The organism is Geothrix limicola (assembly GCF_030268085.1).
In the GTDB taxonomy this organism is placed as follows: Bacteria; Acidobacteriota; Holophagae; order Holophagales; family Holophagaceae; genus Geothrix; species Geothrix limicola.
In genome coordinates, this window is the sequence record NZ_BSDE01000001.1 from 1,288,100 (window position 1) to 1,302,813 (window position 14,714).

17 protein-coding genes are annotated in these 14,714 nt (G+C 66.5%); 9 read left to right on the forward strand and 8 right to left on the reverse strand.

The annotated features are described in order from the left end of the window. Positions 1-41 precede the first annotated feature (41 nt). Entirely contained in the window at positions 42-710 is a 669-nt protein-coding gene (locus QSJ34_RS05615; RefSeq protein ID WP_285571467.1) for a carbonic anhydrase, read from the forward strand. Here QSJ34_RS05615 and era read toward each other — a convergent pair. From era to QSJ34_RS05635, 4 genes are read right to left on the reverse strand one after another with little or no spacing between them, the layout of a single operon-like run. Beyond that, complete coding sequence (era, locus tag QSJ34_RS05620; protein ID WP_285571469.1) at positions 707-1,621, reverse strand: GTPase Era; 915 nt, start codon at positions 1,619-1,621, stop codon at positions 707-709. The genes QSJ34_RS05615 and era overlap by 4 nt on opposite strands. Before the next feature lie 27 nt (positions 1,622-1,648). Then, positions 1,649-2,434 (reverse strand): acyl-ACP--UDP-N-acetylglucosamine O-acyltransferase, encoded by a 786-nt coding sequence (gene lpxA / locus QSJ34_RS05625; RefSeq protein WP_285571471.1) that lies wholly within the window; start codon positions 2,432-2,434, stop codon positions 1,649-1,651. After that, a complete protein-coding gene (gene fabZ / locus QSJ34_RS05630; protein WP_285571474.1) occupies positions 2,431-2,901 on the reverse strand; it encodes a 3-hydroxyacyl-ACP dehydratase FabZ in 471 nt (156 codons plus the stop codon). Before fabZ ends, lpxA begins: the two co-directional genes overlap by 4 nt. 49 nt (positions 2,902-2,950) lie before the next feature. After that, positions 2,951-4,597, reverse strand: coding sequence for an HD family phosphohydrolase (locus QSJ34_RS05635; RefSeq protein WP_285571476.1), 1,647 nt, complete (start codon positions 4,595-4,597; stop codon positions 2,951-2,953). Between the two features lie 94 nt (positions 4,598-4,691). On the opposite strand from QSJ34_RS05635, the gene QSJ34_RS05640 reads away from it, so the two are divergent. Both QSJ34_RS05640 and speD read left to right on the forward strand, forming a co-directional pair. Beyond that, positions 4,692-5,918, forward strand: a complete 1,227-nt coding sequence (locus QSJ34_RS05640) for a class I SAM-dependent RNA methyltransferase (RefSeq protein WP_285571478.1) — start codon at positions 4,692-4,694, stop codon at positions 5,916-5,918. After that, a complete protein-coding gene (gene speD, locus QSJ34_RS05645) occupies positions 5,888-6,274 on the forward strand; it encodes an adenosylmethionine decarboxylase (protein WP_285571480.1) in 387 nt (128 codons plus the stop codon). The genes QSJ34_RS05640 and speD overlap by 31 nt, the downstream gene beginning before the upstream one ends. On the opposite strand, the gene QSJ34_RS05650 is transcribed toward speD, so the two are convergent. From QSJ34_RS05650 to QSJ34_RS05660, 3 genes are read right to left on the reverse strand one after another with little or no spacing between them, the layout of a single operon-like run. Next, entirely contained in the window at positions 6,264-6,767 is a 504-nt protein-coding gene (locus tag QSJ34_RS05650; RefSeq protein WP_285571483.1) for a methylated-DNA--[protein]-cysteine S-methyltransferase, read from the reverse strand. The genes speD and QSJ34_RS05650 overlap by 11 nt on opposite strands. A 7-nt stretch (positions 6,768-6,774) precedes the next feature. Next, entirely contained in the window at positions 6,775-7,299 is a 525-nt protein-coding gene (locus tag QSJ34_RS05655) for a methylated-DNA--[protein]-cysteine S-methyltransferase (RefSeq protein ID WP_285571485.1), read from the reverse strand. Between the two features lie 46 nt (positions 7,300-7,345). Then, the gene (locus QSJ34_RS05660; protein WP_285571487.1) at positions 7,346-7,810 is read right to left on the reverse strand and encodes a methylated-DNA--[protein]-cysteine S-methyltransferase; all 465 of its coding nucleotides are present in this window, start codon (positions 7,808-7,810) and stop codon (positions 7,346-7,348) included. A 27-nt stretch (positions 7,811-7,837) separates the two neighbouring features. On the opposite strand from QSJ34_RS05660, the gene QSJ34_RS05665 reads away from it, so the two are divergent. The 6 genes from QSJ34_RS05665 (at position 7,838) to QSJ34_RS05690 (ending at position 13,037) form a co-directional block, all read left to right on the forward strand. Further along, positions 7,838-8,647, forward strand: a complete 810-nt coding sequence (locus QSJ34_RS05665; RefSeq protein WP_285571490.1) for a menaquinone biosynthetic enzyme MqnA/MqnD family protein — start codon at positions 7,838-7,840, stop codon at positions 8,645-8,647. 52 nt (positions 8,648-8,699) lie between these two features. Beyond that, a complete protein-coding gene (gene pepQ, locus QSJ34_RS05670) occupies positions 8,700-10,010 on the forward strand; it encodes a Xaa-Pro dipeptidase (RefSeq protein WP_285571493.1) in 1,311 nt (436 codons plus the stop codon). Between the two features lie 378 nt (positions 10,011-10,388). Beyond that, positions 10,389-11,147 carry a hypothetical protein gene (locus QSJ34_RS05675; protein WP_285571496.1) on the forward strand — a complete coding sequence of 253 codons (759 nt, stop codon included), beginning with the start codon at positions 10,389-10,391 and terminating at the stop codon, positions 11,145-11,147. A gap of 75 nt (positions 11,148-11,222) precedes the next feature. Further along, positions 11,223-11,543 carry a hypothetical protein gene (locus QSJ34_RS05680; RefSeq protein ID WP_285571499.1) on the forward strand — a complete coding sequence of 107 codons (321 nt, stop codon included), beginning with the start codon at positions 11,223-11,225 and terminating at the stop codon, positions 11,541-11,543. 142 nt (positions 11,544-11,685) lie between these two features. Beyond that, positions 11,686-12,216 carry a hypothetical protein gene (locus QSJ34_RS05685; protein WP_285571501.1) on the forward strand — a complete coding sequence of 177 codons (531 nt, stop codon included), beginning with the start codon at positions 11,686-11,688 and terminating at the stop codon, positions 12,214-12,216. After that, on the forward strand, positions 12,198-13,037 hold the full coding sequence (locus QSJ34_RS05690; protein WP_285571504.1) for a sensor histidine kinase: 840 nt from the start codon (positions 12,198-12,200) through the stop codon (positions 13,035-13,037). Before QSJ34_RS05685 ends, QSJ34_RS05690 begins: the two co-directional genes overlap by 19 nt. Here QSJ34_RS05690 and QSJ34_RS05695 read toward each other — a convergent pair. Continuing rightward, positions 13,034-14,626: a methyl-accepting chemotaxis protein gene (locus tag QSJ34_RS05695; protein WP_285571507.1), complete on the reverse strand. Its 1,593-nt coding sequence runs from the start codon at positions 14,624-14,626 to the stop codon at positions 13,034-13,036. The genes QSJ34_RS05690 and QSJ34_RS05695 overlap by 4 nt on opposite strands. Positions 14,627-14,714: the final 88 nt, after the last annotated feature.

A 14,714-nucleotide genomic window follows, 5' to 3' on the forward strand; every position in this document is an offset into this window, starting at 1 on the left:
GAGATTTCGGATCTGGCCCTGACCTCCGGTAGACTCGAAGCATGCAGAAGCTCGTCCAAGGCATTCATCACTTCCAGACCCAGATCTTCAGCTCCCATCAGGGACTCTTCGAGCGACTCGGCAAGGACCAGGCGCCCGAAACCCTGTTCATCACCTGCTCGGATTCGCGCATCAGCCCGAACCTGATCACGCAGACCCAGCCCGGCGAGCTCTTCATTCTGCGCAATGTCGGCAACCTGGTGCCGCCCTACGAAAGCATGGGCGGGATGGCCGCCGGCATCGAATTCGCCGTGGCCAGCCTGCAGGTGAAGGACATCATCGTCTGCGGCCATTCCAACTGCGGCGCCATGAAGGCCCTGCTGGAACCCGAGCAGCTCGGGGAACTGCCTGCCACCAAGGCCTGGCTGGCCCATGCCCGCACGACCGAACGGATCATGTGGGAAAGCTACGGCCACCTGAAGGATCACGAGCTGCTGCACGCCACCGTCGAAGAGAACGTCCTCGTCCAGCTCGAAAACCTGCGCAGCCACCCGGCCGTGGCCAAGGCCATGTCGAACGGCATGCTGCACCTGCACGCCTGGGTCTACAAGATCGAGACCGGTGAGGTGTTCGCCTTCGATCCGGGCCGAGGCCAGTACACCTCCGTCACGGGCAAGGACGGGTTGGCCCCGCTGAACGCGGAGCACCGCGCCACGGACCTCTCCATCTAGATCGACAACCGGTCCAGCCGCTCAGGCCGGTCCCGCCAGCCTTCGTCCACCTTCACGAACAGTTCGAGCCGCACGGGACGCTGGAGCAGCTTCTTCAGTTCGCGCTGGGCGCTCTGGCGGATGTCCTTGATCATCTCGCCGCCGCTGCCGAGCAGGATCTTGCGGTGGCCATCACGGTCCACCAGGATCTGCGCTGCGATGAAGACGCCTTCGGGGCCCAGGTCCTCGGGATAGTCGGCGTGACCGGGCTCCAGCCACTGCTCGATGAGCACGGCGATGCCGTGGGGCACTTCCTCCCGCGTCTTGCGGAGCACCTTCTCGCGGATGAATTCCGAGGCGAGGGACCGCTCGGTCTGGTCCGTGAAGACCTCCTCGTCGTGGAGCCAGCCGGGCTGGGTGGCGTCGCGCTCCAGAATCGTCCAGAGCGGATCCAGGTTCAGGCCCATCTTGGCGCCGATGGGGACGATCTCCTTGAAGGGGAGCAGATCCTTGTAGGTGGCGATCTTTTCCAGCAGGCGGCCCTTCGAGAGCAGGTCGATCTTGTTCAGCAGCAGGTAGGTGGGCCGGCCCAGCTTGCGCAGGCGCTTGGCCAGGGCGTGTTCGCCGGTGCCCAGGTAGTCGTCGGCGTCCACCACCCACAGCAGCAGATCAGCCTCTTCGAGGGCCTGCTCCACGTGGGCCATCATGCGCTCGTTGAGGGCGTGCTTGGGCAGGTGGATGCCCGGCGTATCGAGGAAGGCCAGCTGCACATCGCCGCGATCCACCACGCCCAGCACGCGGGTGCGCGTGGTCTGGGGGATCTGGCTGGTGGCCGCGAGCTTCTGCCCCAGCAGGGCGTTCAGCAGGGTTGACTTGCCGGCGTTGGGAAGGCCGATGATGGCGAGGGTGGCGTGGCGGCGGGTGTCGCTCATGAGAGGTCGCCCATTCCAGGCCAGGCCCTAACCACGGTGCACGCCCCGCTTCGCTTCGCGGATGAACTTCAGGAGGTAGGCCACCTCGGCGATGTGCCCCAGTTCGGCCTCAACCTGGGTCATGGCCGCGTCCCGCAGCAGGCCCGCGTGGAAGAGCAGCCGATGGGCCTTCTTCAGCCCTTCGATCACTTCCTCGGAGAAGCCCTTTCGCTGGAGCCCGATGTTGTTCACGCCGTAGCTCTTCGTGTCCCGGGCGCCCACGGTCTTCATGAAGGGCAGCACGTCCTGGGTGGCCACGGTGAAGCCGCCCATGAAGGCGTGATCGCCCACGCGGCAGAACTGGTGGACGGCCGAGAAGGCGCCGATGTTGCAGCCGCTTCCCACCTCGACGTGGCCCGCCAGGGTCGCCGAATTGGCGAAGATGTTCTTGTTGCCCACGTGGCAGTCGTGGGCGACGTGCGAGCCGGTCATGAGGAAGTTGTCGTCGCCGACGGTCGTCAGGCCACCGCCGCCCTCGGTGCCGCGATGGAGGGTGCAGCCCTCGCGAAACACGTTGCGGTTCCCCACCTGAAGGCGGGTGGGCGCGCCCTTGAACTTGAGGTCCTGGGGGCCCATGCCCAGGGTGGCGTGGGGATAGATGTCGTTGTCCTCGCCCAGCTCGGTGTGGGGGCCGATGACCACGTGGCTCCGCAGCAGGGTGCGAGCGCCGATGACGGCATTGCCTTCGATGACACAGAAGGGGCCCACCACCACGCCTTCGCCCAGGCGGGCTTCGGGACTGATGACGCTGCTCGGATGGATCTGCGCGCTCATTTTCCTTCTCCCTCCGCCAGGTCCATCAGCATGGACATGAATTCCGCCTCGGCGACCTTCTGACCGCCCACGAAGGCCTCGCCCCGCATCTTGCAGATGCGGCCTTTGAACTGGATGACCTTCACTTCCATGATCAGCTGATCGCCCGGCATCACGGGCTTGCGGAACTTCACGGCATCGATGCCCATGAAATAGATCACCTTGCGGGCGCGGTCCTCATACTCCTGCATGAGCAGGCAGCCGCCGGTCTGGGCCATGGCCTCCACGATGTAGACGCCCGGAAACACGGGTCGGCTGGGGAAATGGCCCTGGAAGATCGCCTCGTTGAAGCTGATGTTCTTCAGCCCCCGCACCCATTCCTTCGGCTCATAGTCGAGGATCCGATCCACCAGCAAAATGGGATAGCGGTGGGGCAGCAGGTCCATGATCCCCTGCAGATCGATCGTGCGTGGTTCCCGTTCAGACATGGACACTCCAATCCTCTAGCCTAACGTCTTCAGGTCCGGGCCTCCAGTCTCAGGAGCGGAGCGCCGTCCGTTCGAAGACCTTGGCTTCGATGAAGAGGTCCAGCAGGGGCCGGTCCAGGGCCCCGTCCCGGGCCTCCTCCTCCAGGATGGCCAGGCTCCGCTCCAGGGGCACGGCCCCCTTGTAGGGCCGATCCCGGGCCGTCAGGGCGTCGAACACGTCGGAGATGGCCATGGCCTTGCTCTGGACGGGAATTTCGAGGGCCCCCAGGCGGCGCGGATAGCCCTGGCCGCTGAGTCGTTCGTGGTGGGCATAGGCGATGTCGGGGATGCCCGCCAGGTCCCGGGTCCAGGGGATGCGCTCGAGGAACCGGAAGGTGTGCGTCACGTGACTTTCGATCTCCAGGCGCTCGCCCTCCGACAGGCTGCCCTTGCGGATCCTCAAACAGGCCAGGGAGTCGGGCTCCACCACCTCGCGTCGCTCGCCGCTCCAGTGCGAGAAGGTGAGGTTTTCCAGAAGGCCCAGCCCATCGGCCACGGCCTGGGGCAGTACCGTGGGTTCGTTGCTCTGGCGGACCAGGTGGATGAGCCGTTCCGTTTCCTGCTGGCGATCCCGGATCACCTGCTCCCAGCGGGATCCTTCGAAGGCTTCGCCTCCCCGCCAGGCGCGGGACAGCAATTCCAGGGCTTCCTCCAGCTCCCGTTGGCGGAGCCGCTGCAAGATGATCTCCAGCTGGCTGGGATCCAGCTTCTTGGCCTTCACCAGCACCTGTTCGCGCACGCCCACCTTGCCGAAATCGTGCAGCAGGCTCGCGTAGCGGATCTCACGCAGCTGGCGCTCCGTGAAGAGCAGGTCGCCGTAGGTGCCGTTGGGCGTGGCGTTCACCGCCTCCGCCAGCCCCACCGTCAAATCGGCCACCCGGCCCGAATGGCCACTGGTGACGGGATCCCGGGCCTCAATGGCCGTTACAGAAGCCGCCACGAAGCCCTCGAAGAGCTGTTCGATTTCCAGGCGGAGCTGCGCGTTCTTCACGGCCACCGCGGCCTGCCCCGCGAGGCTCTGAGCCAGGCCCTGGTCCGCCGCCGAGAAGACCCCGGCCCCGCCGGTGTCTCCATCCAGGCGGTTGAGCAGTTGCAGGATGCCCAGCACCTGGCCCTCCGTATCCTGCATGGGCACCACCAGCACCGAGGCCGTGCGGTAGCCCGCCTGCCGATCGTAGCTGTCGTTGAAGCGGTAGGGCGCCTCCTCGGGGATCCGGTAGACGTCCTGGATGTTGAGGCTCTGGCCCGTCAGCGCCACGAAGCCCGCCAGGGTCTGGTGGGAGACCGGCATGACGATGCGGTGGAAGGGCAGCTTCACCTTGGCGTTCTGCGTGTGGGCGAAGAGCAGCTCCCGGCGGTCGTCCTCGCCGTTCAGCAGGTAGATCGAGCCCGCCTCGGCCTTGAGCAGCTCCCGGGCCTTGGTGAGTATCAGGTCCAGCAGGCGATCCAGGTTCTGCTCCGACGCCAGAGCCCGGCCCACCTCGTGAAGCCGCTCCATGGACTGCCGGTCCTTCGAACGCTCCCATCCCGCCTTCATCAGGGCCAGGGCCGCGTCCGCGCCGGGCCAGATGCCGCAGGTGGCGAACAAGCCCTCCCCGGGCGACCCGACCACGACGTCCGCCGGGCCCTCGTCGACGAAATCCAGGGCTCGCCGCATCTCGCCGGCAACGCGATCCTGGAGGGTGCTACGGTGCTGTGGGGGGATGGCGACGGTGAATCGCAAGACAGAATCAAGCTCCAGGAATCCAAAGGTGAAGCCAGCTTATCGGAATTCCCCGAACCGGACTGAAGGCTGGAAGGGCCCCATCGAGCGCCTCGCCTGGGGCGGCAAGGGCGTGGGCCGCTCCGAGGACGGCCGCCTGCTGCTGCTGGAAGCGCCCCTCGCCCTGTTCCCCGGCGAAGTCGTCGAGGCCCAGGTGATCTGGAAGCCCCGCCATGGCGAAGGCCGCGTCACCCGCTGGGTCACGCGCGATCCGCGCCGGACGCAGGCCGCCTGCCCCGTCGCCGAAGTCTGCGGCGGCTGCGAACTCTGGGAGGCGGGCCGCCATGCGGCCGAGCTCAAGCACCATATGGTCACGGACCTGCTGCGCCGCCAGCTCGGTGAAGACCAGCCCTGGACCTGGCATCCGGCTCCCGACTCGGCCCGCCGCCACCGCATCCAACTGCATTGGGACGGCGCGGCCCTGGGCTACTTCCGCCGCCACAGCCACGCCCTCGTGCCCGTCACGGCCTGTCCCGCCGCCGCCGATCCCCTCTCTGCCGCCATCCCGCGCCTGCAGGCGGCGCTGGAAGGCCGCGCGGTGCCGGCGCGCCCGGGCCGCTGGGAACTCTGCACCAGCACGCCCGCCGACACGGTCTGGGCCACGGATGAGCGGGGACGCACATGGATCCTCGAGCCCGACGGCTGGCACCGCAATGAAGAACCCATCCGGCACCGCCTCGGCGAAGCCACCCTTCGCCACGAGCCCGGCGCCTTCTTCCAGGTGAGCCCCGCCTGGGCCGCCGAGGCCTTCGGCGGACTCCTAGCCACATGGGATGTGAAGGGGCACACGCTCTACGACCTCTACGGCGGCGTGGGCCTGTTCTCCGCCATGCTCGGCGGGCGCTTCCAGCACCGCGTCCTCGTGGAATCCGGCGAAACGGCCGTGGCCTGGGCCCGGCGCAACCTCGAGGCCGCGGGGCTTCCTGCGGAATGCGTAGTGGCCGATGTGGCGGCCTGGGTGCCCGAAGGCCTGGGCGAGCCCGCCGACGTCATCCTGCTGGACCCGCCCCGCGCGGGCCTGGAAGCCACTCTCTGCGACCGCCTCGCGACCGCCAAGGCCAATACCCTCGTGCTCGTGGGCTGCGACGGCGCCGCCTTCTGCCGCGACGTGAAGCGCCTGGGCGCCGCATGGCAACTCGACCAGCTGGCGGTGCTCGACCTCTTCCCCCTCACGAGCCATGTGGAATGCGTGGCCCTGATGACGAGGCGCGCATGACGGCCCTGGGGCGTCATCTGCTGGCGGAGTTCACCGGCTGCGACGCCGCGGCCCTGGCGGATCTGGACCTGGTCACCTCCGCCATGCTCCGGGCCGCCGAAGCATCGGGCGCCACCATCGTCACCCACACCTTCCACCACTTCAGCCCCCACGGCGTCAGCGGAGCCGTGATCATCGCGGAAAGCCACCTGGCCATCCACACCTGGCCCGAGCACGGCTTCGCCGCCGTGGATTTCTTCTCCTGCGGCAAGGTGGACATGGATCGCGGCCTGGCCGTGCTGAGGACGGCCCTCGGCGCGAAGGATGAGATCCGGCTGGAGCTGGACCGCGGGCCCCTGCGGACCGTCAGTCCTTGATCGCCCCTTCCAGTCGCAACAAACGCTCCTTCAGCGCGAGCCCGCCCGCATAGCCCGTAAGCGAACCATTGGCGCCGACGAGGCGGTGGCAGGGCACCAGGATCGAAATGGGATTGGCGCCGTTGGCTCGGCCCACGGCCCGGCTCAGGGCGGAACCGCCCAGCTCCGCCGCGAGCTGCCCGTAGCTGCGGGTTTCACCGAAGGGGATCCGCTGAAGGGCCGCCCACACCCGCTGTTCGAAGGGGGTGCCGTGGAGGCGGAGGGGGATGTCGAAGGTCCTGCGCGTCCCGGCGGCGTATGCCTCCAGCTGTTCCTTCAGGCGCGCCAGGACACCCGCATCCGGATCCAGTGCCGTGGCCTGCCGGGCCACCTTCACCCGCAGCGATTCCCGGTACTCCCGGCCCGCGAAACCCAGGTAGATGAGGGCACCCTCGGCATCGAAGGCCACCTGGAAGCGACCGAGCGACGTGCTGATCTCGTGGAAGCCGCTCATTCCCAGATCATTCCCAAACCAGGGGCAACCGGGGCTGGGGCGGGGCCTTGGGCAGCACCCCTTCGAGGCGGAGCAGGTATTCCTTCATGTCCAGCCCACCCGCATAGCCCACGAGGGAGCCGTCCGATCCGATCACGCGGTGGCAGGGGATGAGGATGCCGATGGGATTGGCGCCGCTGGCCCGGGCCGCGGCGCGGATGCACTTCTCGTCGCCCAGGCGCCGCGCCAGCTCCAGGTACGAGATGGCCTGACCGTAGGGGATCTTCAGCAGTTCCTTCCAGACGCGCTTCTGGAAATCCGTGCCATCGGCCTGCATGGGGATGTTGAAGTCCCGGAGGTTGCCCGAGAAGTAGGCCTCCAGCTGGCGCTTCAGGTAGGGCAGGCTCTTGGGCTCGGGGCCGCTGGCCAGCGGTCCTGGGGCGCCGTGGAAGCGCACGAGCTGGACCAGCTTTCCTTCGTCATTGAAGGCCGCGCCCAGGTCCCCCGGGGGCGTGACGATCAGATGGAAGGCACCAGGCATGCCACCCAGCATGTCAGATCCGTGGTTTTTTTGGACCAAGGACTGACATCAAAACCCTTTAAGGCTTCCGCCACCCCAAACCCGACTCCAGGTCCCGAAGGGCCTTCGGCAGAGGCCCCTCCCCGGGCAGGATCACCCGGTGCGCGGGAATCAGCAGCACGATGGGATTCGCCACGCAGGCCATGACGATCACGTCCTCATCCAGCCCCAGCCAGGCGGCCAGATCGGCGGGGCGGCGGGTCTGGCCATAGGGGATGGTGCGCACCGTGTCCCAGATCCGCAGCTCTGTGGGCTTGCCCTGGGGATCCAGCGGCACGGTGAAGGTGCGCAGGGTGCCGGCCAGGTAGGCCTCCACCTGGCGGTCCAGGAAGCGCTTGGCCTCCCGCTGCTCCCGCGGCGGCAGGGGGCTGGTCTGGCGGGGATCGAAACCCTCCAGGACGAGTTCCAGCAGCCTCCCCCGGCCGTCGAAGGCGGCGCGCATGAGACCCATCGGGGTGTTCAACTCGTAGTGCCAGAGGAGCATGGGGGAATCATCGCATAGACTGGGGGCATGGATTCTGTCCCGTTCCGCCTATCCATCATCGACTACCTGAATGCCGCGCCGTTGAATCACGGCTTTAAGCACGGCCTGGGCTGGGAGCACTTCCACCTGAAGTTCCACTACCCTTCGGCCTGCGCGGACCGCCTGCGGGACGGCGAGGTGGACGCGGGCATCGTCAGTTCCATCGAATACCTGCGGATCCCCGACCTCCGCATCGTGCCGGGGCTCTGCATCGCCTCCCCCAAGCGGGTGCGCAGCGTCGTCATCCTGTCCAAGGTGCCGCCCGAGCAGATCCGCAGCCTGGCGCTGGACACCTCCAGCCGCACCAGCGTGGTGCTGGCCCAGCTGCTGCTGCGCGAACGCTACGGTGTGACCCCCGCGGTCACGGACATGGGCCCGGACCTGCCCGCCATGCTGGAGGCCCATGACGCGGCCCTGATGATCGGAGACGCCGCCATGCGCGCGCCCAAGCAGGGCCTCTTCGTCATGGACCTGGCTGAGGAGTGGCACAGCTGGACCGGCCTGCCCTTCGTCTTCGCCCTATGGCTCGTGCGCCAGGACGCGCCCGACCTGCCCGTGCCCGGCGGCGTCGCCCCCTTCTTCCACAAGAGCCTGGCCATTGGCATGGACCAGCTTCCCGCCATCGTGGAAGAAGCCCGGCGCACCATTGGCTGGACCAAGATCGAACTGCAGGAGTACCTGACCGAAAACATCAGCTACACCCTGGGCGAGGCCGAGCGGGAAAGCCTGGCGCTCTTCTTCGAAAAGGCCGTGCGGCACGGCTTCGCACCCCAGGAAAAACCGCTGCGTTTTCTATGACTTTCATAGAGGATCAACCTCTGACACCCTGATCCTTCACCAGGACGCTGCCATGACCGATCTTTCCGCCCTCTTCCACGCCCACATCGCCGAACGCCAGCGCACCACGGCCGACGCATTGGTCCGCACCGGCTTCGAGGCCTTGGTGATCTCCAGCGGCAAGGTCTACACCCACTTCGCCGACGACCAGGACGCCCCCTTCCACCCCACGCCCCACTTCGCCCACTGGTGCCCCATGGCGGGCCCCCACCACATCCTGGTGGTGCGCCCCGGGAAGCGCCCCCGCCTCATCCGCTACGCTCCCGAGGATTTCTGGTACGAGCAGTCCCCCCTCGGAAACCCCTTCTGGGCTTCGGAATTCGAGATCGAGGAAGTGGGCAACGTGGAGGAGGTCTGGAAGCGCCTCGGCGCCGTCAAGAAGGCCGCCTACATCGGCAACGAAACCGATCGCGCCGAAGCAGCCGGACTGGAGGCGAACCCCGCCCTGCTCACCGCCTACCTGGATTGGAACCGCACCACCAAATCCGCCTACGAGGTCGAATGCATCGAAGCCGCCACCGTCATCGCCGCGCGGGGCCATGTCGCCGCCCGGGCGGCCTTCATGGCCGGGGCCAGCGAGCTGGAAATCCACCACGCCTACATCCAGGCCGCCGGCGTCGTGGACCATGAACTGCCCTACGGCAGCATCGTCGCCCTCAACGAGAAGGGCGCCATCCTCCACTACGAGGGCAAGCGCACCCTCCGGAACGGGGCCGTGCTGCTCATCGACGCGGGCGCCCAGGTTCACGGCTACGCCTCGGACATCACCCGCACCATGGCCGCTCCCCAGTGCGACAGCCGCTTCGCGGCCCTCATCAAGGGCATGGAGACCATCGAGCTGAAGCTCTGCGAGACCGTGAAACCCAAGATGCCCTACGGGGATCTCCACAACCAGGGCCACCTGCTCATCGCCGATCTGCTGAAGGAGAGCGGCATCCTCAAGGCCGCGCCGCAGGAAGCCGTCGAGAAGGGGCTGACGCGCCCATTCTTCCCCCACGGACTCGGCCATCACCTGGGCATCCAGGTGCATGACGTGGCGGGCCGCCAGGGCACGCCCGAGGGCACGCCCGCGCCCCCGCCCCCGGAACACCCCGCCCTGCGCACCACCCGCGAGATCGACACCGGCCAGGTGTTCACGGTGGAGCCCGGCCTCTACTTCATCCCCATGCTGCTCCGCCCCTTCCGCGACAACGAGCACAAGTCCTTCTTCAATTGGACACTCATTGACGAACTGACCCCCTGCGGCGGCATCCGCATCGAGGACAACCTGCTCGTGACCGAGACCGGCCACCGCAACCTCACGCGGCCGCATCTGCCGCAGTAGACAGGGATCCTCGAGCGCCTGCCAGCCGTTGGGACACTGCAAAGGGCCCTCCACCGCGAGGTGGGAGTGTGACTATCTATCGGGCCGTGGACTTGAGTGGCAAGGGTTGATCGGCCCCGACAACATCGGGGGACTAGGTTATTCATTTGGGTGAAGTCCCTGAATCCAGCTTTTCTCTTGCCGAAATCATGTTCTGAGTGAACCTGGGCGCGCCCAAGCCCGATTGAGACAGGGAACCAACGTGGGATTGGGGCCACTTCTTTTGCGTTTCCTCAATCCACGCCCTGTTCCATCTTGTGATTTGGAATGGCTTCGGGTGTGATTGGGGAATCCCGCATCCACCCGCCGCTCTCGCGGCTTGTTCCTCAGGAGCACTGCATGTCTGAACCGACCTTCGACATCCGGCGGGATCACCGCATCGATCGGAACGAGGCCGTGGATCTCGTCCACCGATACCAGGCCGCCATGCCCGCAGGTTCCCATCTCGCAACGGCGTTCAACGCCTCAGCCTTCCGAACGTTGCTGAGCCAGCCGGGTTGCGAGGGCATTCGCATCTATCGTGCCCTTCACGAAGACGGCTCTCCGACGCTCGCCATGGTAGGGGTGGACGTGCAGGGACTGGATATCAAGCACGAGGAAAGCGCCTTCATGCAGGGCGGCCAGAACTGTCCTCCCGTTTGTTTCTGGGATTCCATTTTCCATCACCCCTCCGCCACCTGCGTGGTGCCGGGCCTGGTTAGCCATACCGTTGCATTTGATCCCAACCGCGTTCATTCCATCTCCAAATCGGAGATCACTCAGCTCGTGCGGGCCTTCCAAGTCCAGGCCGCGCCCGATGAGCTTCATTCCTCCATGTACCATCGCTCGGCCTTCGAGCATGTCCTGGATCAACCCGACTGTGCCGGCATTCGCATCTACCTCGCCCGGCACAACGACGGGCAGGATTGCATGGTGTTTGTGGGCGTGACTGCCGTGGGTGATGATCTGACGGCCGAGCACGCCAAGTTCGCACAGGCGGGCCAGAACTGCCCCCCGTTCTGCTTCGATGCCTCCCTCGGATTCTCCCAGGCCGTGGTATGCCAAGCCGTAGGGCATATCCAGTCACCACAGGTCGAAGTCATCCCCGTCCAGCACTAGCTCGCGCCCACTTTCACCTTCTGGGCCACGCCATATCCAGCGTACCACGCGGCCCGGTTTTTCTCTGGAGCCTACATGTCTTCACTTCCCTTCGACCCGACCTTTGATCACACCATCTCGCGTGACGAGGCTACTGGGCTCATCCAGGCGTTCCGCTCCACAGCCGCGCCAGGAACCCACCTGTCCTCTGCCTTCAACCGCAGTGCCTTCGAAAAACTGCTGGCTCAACCGGGCGCCGCGGGCATCCGCATTCACCAGGCGCAGGAGTCGGATGGGTCACCCACGATGGTGATGGTCGCTGTAGACAGCAAAGGTGCAGATATGAACGCCCCCACCAACCTCTGCATGCAGAACAGCTCAAACTGCCCTCCCTACTGCCCCCAGCCTTGGGCTTGAGGAACCCTTGCACCCGTACCGAGGTCTCTACTGGTTCAGCCTGAGCACGAATTTCATCGCTCCGCTGGTACCTGTAACGGCTCTCATCATCCACTGGCGCTCTGGCCGATTCGCGTCACGCCTTTGGATGTCGCGGCTCACAGTGTTCCTGATCGTCACCCTCGTAGAGAGCTGGTCCATGCTCGCCACGGCCATGGGTGGTATCCACAACACATGGCTCGCGAATCTCTGGACCATTCCAGAGTCTCTCGCGTTGCTTTGGGCCCTGGCAGGAGCCGGAGACCGGCCAATTCCGCCTGCCGTCTCCAGCTTTCTAGGGGCCCTCCTCCTGCTGCCCATGTGCTGGGATGCCGTCTCCCTGGGCCTTGGAGCCCGCTGGCTCCTCTCAGGCACCTTCGCCAGTCTCGTGCTTCTTGGCATCTGCGTGCGCCAGCTGTTCGTGCTTTTCACTCAGCCAGTGACCCGCAAGGCTTGGCACGAACCCCTCTATTGGTTTCTGGCCAGCGCCTCGTTATCCCTGGCCATCGAACTGACCTTCTATCCCCTATTCAACTTGTTCCTGCGAACCCTATCGCGAGACTGGATCCTCGTGCCCTGGACTGCAAAATCGCTGGCCTTCCTTGTGCTGAACGCGGGCTTAGCCCGGACCTACCTATGTCCGAATCCCAGCTAGTCCTGAGCTACCTCCTCGGCGTTGTCGCCCTGCTTGCCTTCGGCGGCCTGGCTCTCTACGCCCTCGCCCACGCCAAGAACCGCATCATCCGAGAACAGCGCCGCTCCCTGGAAGCCGAGCAGCGGCTGCGCCGGGCGGAGGAATCCTTCACGGACAACGCGCACCATGAACTGCGCACGCCCTTGCAGATCCTCACGGGCCACCTGCAGATGCTGCAGGATTTCGATCCCCGGGAGGACCAGGTCGAGATCCTCAACCGCGCGCAGTGCACGGCGCTGCACTTGAGCCAGCTCGTGCAGGGCCTCCTCGACCTCTCCAGCCTCACCCACCGCACCCTCGCCCTCAACCTGGCGCTGACGGACCTGGGCCCGCACCTCGCCCGCCTGGCTCGAACCTTCGAGCCCCCGGCCACGGACAAGGGCCTGACCTTCCGCCCCAGCCTGGACCCCCTGCCCCAGCCCCTCATGTGCGACGCGACGCGCATCTGCCAGATCCTGACGGTGCTGCTGGACAACGCCATCGGCTTCAGCGGACACGGCACCATCGATTTCCGGATGTCGGCCCGGCCGGAGGGCCGCCACTGGCACCTGCGTTTCGAGGTCGAGGACCAGGGCCCGGGCCTGCCGCCGGACTGGGAGCGCCTCCTGCGCCCCTTCGAGCAGGAAGAGCAAGGCTTCCGCCGGCAGCGCGGCGGTCTGGGCATCGGGCTGCCGGTGGCCGCAGGCCTCACCGATCTGATGGGCGGGCGCCTGGGCCTGACCCCGCTCGCCACCGGCACCTTGGCCTGGGTGGAACTCGCGCTTGAAGAAGGCGGGCGCTAAAGCTTGAAGGTTCCCGCGAGGGCGCGCAGGCCTTCCGCCACCTGGGCGAGATCCTCGGAGGTCTTGGCAATCTCCTTCACCGTGGCCGCCAGTTCGTGCGTGGCCGTGGCGTTCTGCGCGAGGCCCTGGCTGGTCTGTTCCATCATGCGCGTCACTTCGCCGCTGGTACCCGCCTGCCCCTGGGCGAAGGTGCCGATCTGGGAGACCCGGCTGGCCACCTGCTGGATGCGTTCGCGGATGGCCCCCAGGCTCTGCATGGTGTCCTGCACGCTGGTGACGCCGCCCGCCACCGCTTCCTGGGCGCGCTCGATGAACGCTTCGATCTCCTTGGCCGACGTGCGGCTGCGCTCGGCGAGCTTGCGCACCTCCTCGGCCACCACGGCGAAGCCCTTGCCCATGGAGCCGGCCTTGGCCGCCTCGATGGCCGCATTCAGGCTGAGCAGGTTGGTCTGCCGCGCGATCTCCTGGATCACGCGCACCGCCTGGACAATCTGGGCCGTCGCTCCCTGGATTTCCCCCATGCCTGCCACGGCGGCCTCGCCGGCCTCGGCGCTGCGCACGGTTTCTTCCACGGCGGCGGCGCCTTCGCGACCGCCCTCCTGGCTGTGCTGGACCACCAGGCCCGATTCCCGGGAGAGTCCCGCCATGGCCTGGGCCACACGTTCTCCGGCCTGTTTCAGCTCCTCGCTGACCTTGGCGATATCGTCCACGGCGCGGGCCATCTCCTCCGAACTGGCGGCCAGTTCCGTGCTGCCCGAGGCCACGCGATCCGCGTACCCAGAGACATCGACGATCCGTCCCCGCAGGCCGGCGTTGTAGACATTGAAGGCCCGCGCCGCCTCGCCGATCTCATCCTGGCTGTCGATGCGAATCTCGCGGGTGAGGTCGCTGCGGCGGAGACCGTCCACCAGGTCCGCCAGCGGCCGGGTCATCCGCCGCGCCACGCCCCGCACCACGAAGAAGAGCAGCGCCGACAAGGCCAGCAAGCCGCCGAGAATGGACCAGGTGTAGAGCCGCACCTGGGCCTGGAGATCATCGATGTAGACGCCGGTGCCGATGTTCCAGCCCCAGGGTTCGTACAGCTTCACGTAGTTCAGCTTGGGGAACACGCCCTCCACACCGGGCTTGCCGAACCAGAGGCGAAGGTAGCCGCCCTCCGGCTGCCGGCCCAGGCGGGCCAGTTCGAGGTAGATGTGGGTGCCCTGCTTGTCCGTGTAGTCGTCGACCTTCTTGCCTTCCATCTCCGGGCGGATGGGCACGGTGACGATCCTGGGTTCGGGCGTGAACACGTAGAAGTAGTTGCCACCCTCATAGCGGATCGCCTTGATCTGCGCCAGGGCCCTCTGCTGGGCCTCTTCGCGTGTGATGGCGCCCGAGGCGGCCTGGGCCTCCTGGGCCGCGAGCATGCCCAGGGCCGTTTCCGTCAGGTTCCGGATGGCATCCTTGCGGGCCTTCAGGAAGCCGTTCTCCACCGCCGGCACGAGCACCAGCCAGGACACCAGGAACACGATGGCCAGCGGGCCCAGGGCCACCATGAGAATTTTCCCCGCGAGAAACCGGGGCGTGAGTCGTTCCAGCCATGTGGACATGGGACCTCTTCTGAATAGCAATCGGTGACTTCTCTTCGGGATAAGCGATCCGCACCTCGATTTTTGGACCGCATCCTCAAGAACCTCG

Bases quoted from the DNA above. Each gene is read 5' to 3' on its own strand.
- QSJ34_RS05660 (WP_285571487.1), bottom strand. From the start codon at position 7,810: ATGCTCCTCTGGCACTACGAGTTGAACACCCCGATGGGTCTCATGCGC.
- QSJ34_RS05680 (WP_285571499.1), top strand. From the start codon at position 11,223: ATGTCTTCACTTCCCTTCGACCCGACCTTTGATCACACCATCTCGCGT.
- QSJ34_RS05655 (WP_285571485.1), bottom strand. From the start codon at position 7,299: ATGCTGGGTGGCATGCCTGGTGCCTTCCATCTGATCGTCACGCCCCCG.
- QSJ34_RS05635 (WP_285571476.1), bottom strand. From the start codon at position 4,597: ATGCGGCGAGCCCTGGATTTCGTCGACGAGGGCCCGGCGGACGTCGTG.
- QSJ34_RS05650 (WP_285571483.1), bottom strand. From the start codon at position 6,767: ATGAGCGGCTTCCACGAGATCAGCACGTCGCTCGGTCGCTTCCAGGTG.
- QSJ34_RS05695 (WP_285571507.1), bottom strand. From the start codon at position 14,626: ATGTCCACATGGCTGGAACGACTCACGCCCCGGTTTCTCGCGGGGAAA.
- fabZ (WP_285571474.1), bottom strand. From the start codon at position 2,901: ATGTCTGAACGGGAACCACGCACGATCGATCTGCAGGGGATCATGGAC.
- pepQ (WP_285571493.1), top strand. From the start codon at position 8,700: ATGACCGATCTTTCCGCCCTCTTCCACGCCCACATCGCCGAACGCCAG.
- era (WP_285571469.1), bottom strand. From the start codon at position 1,621: ATGAGCGACACCCGCCGCCACGCCACCCTCGCCATCATCGGCCTTCCC.
- speD (WP_285571480.1), top strand. From the start codon at position 5,888: ATGCGTGGCCCTGATGACGAGGCGCGCATGACGGCCCTGGGGCGTCAT.
- QSJ34_RS05675 (WP_285571496.1), top strand. From the start codon at position 10,389: ATGTCTGAACCGACCTTCGACATCCGGCGGGATCACCGCATCGATCGG.
- lpxA (WP_285571471.1), bottom strand. From the start codon at position 2,434: ATGAGCGCGCAGATCCATCCGAGCAGCGTCATCAGTCCCGAAGCCCGC.
- QSJ34_RS05690 (WP_285571504.1), top strand. From the start codon at position 12,198: ATGTCCGAATCCCAGCTAGTCCTGAGCTACCTCCTCGGCGTTGTCGCC.
- QSJ34_RS05665 (WP_285571490.1), top strand. From the start codon at position 7,838: ATGGATTCTGTCCCGTTCCGCCTATCCATCATCGACTACCTGAATGCC.
- QSJ34_RS05615 (WP_285571467.1), top strand. From the start codon at position 42: ATGCAGAAGCTCGTCCAAGGCATTCATCACTTCCAGACCCAGATCTTC.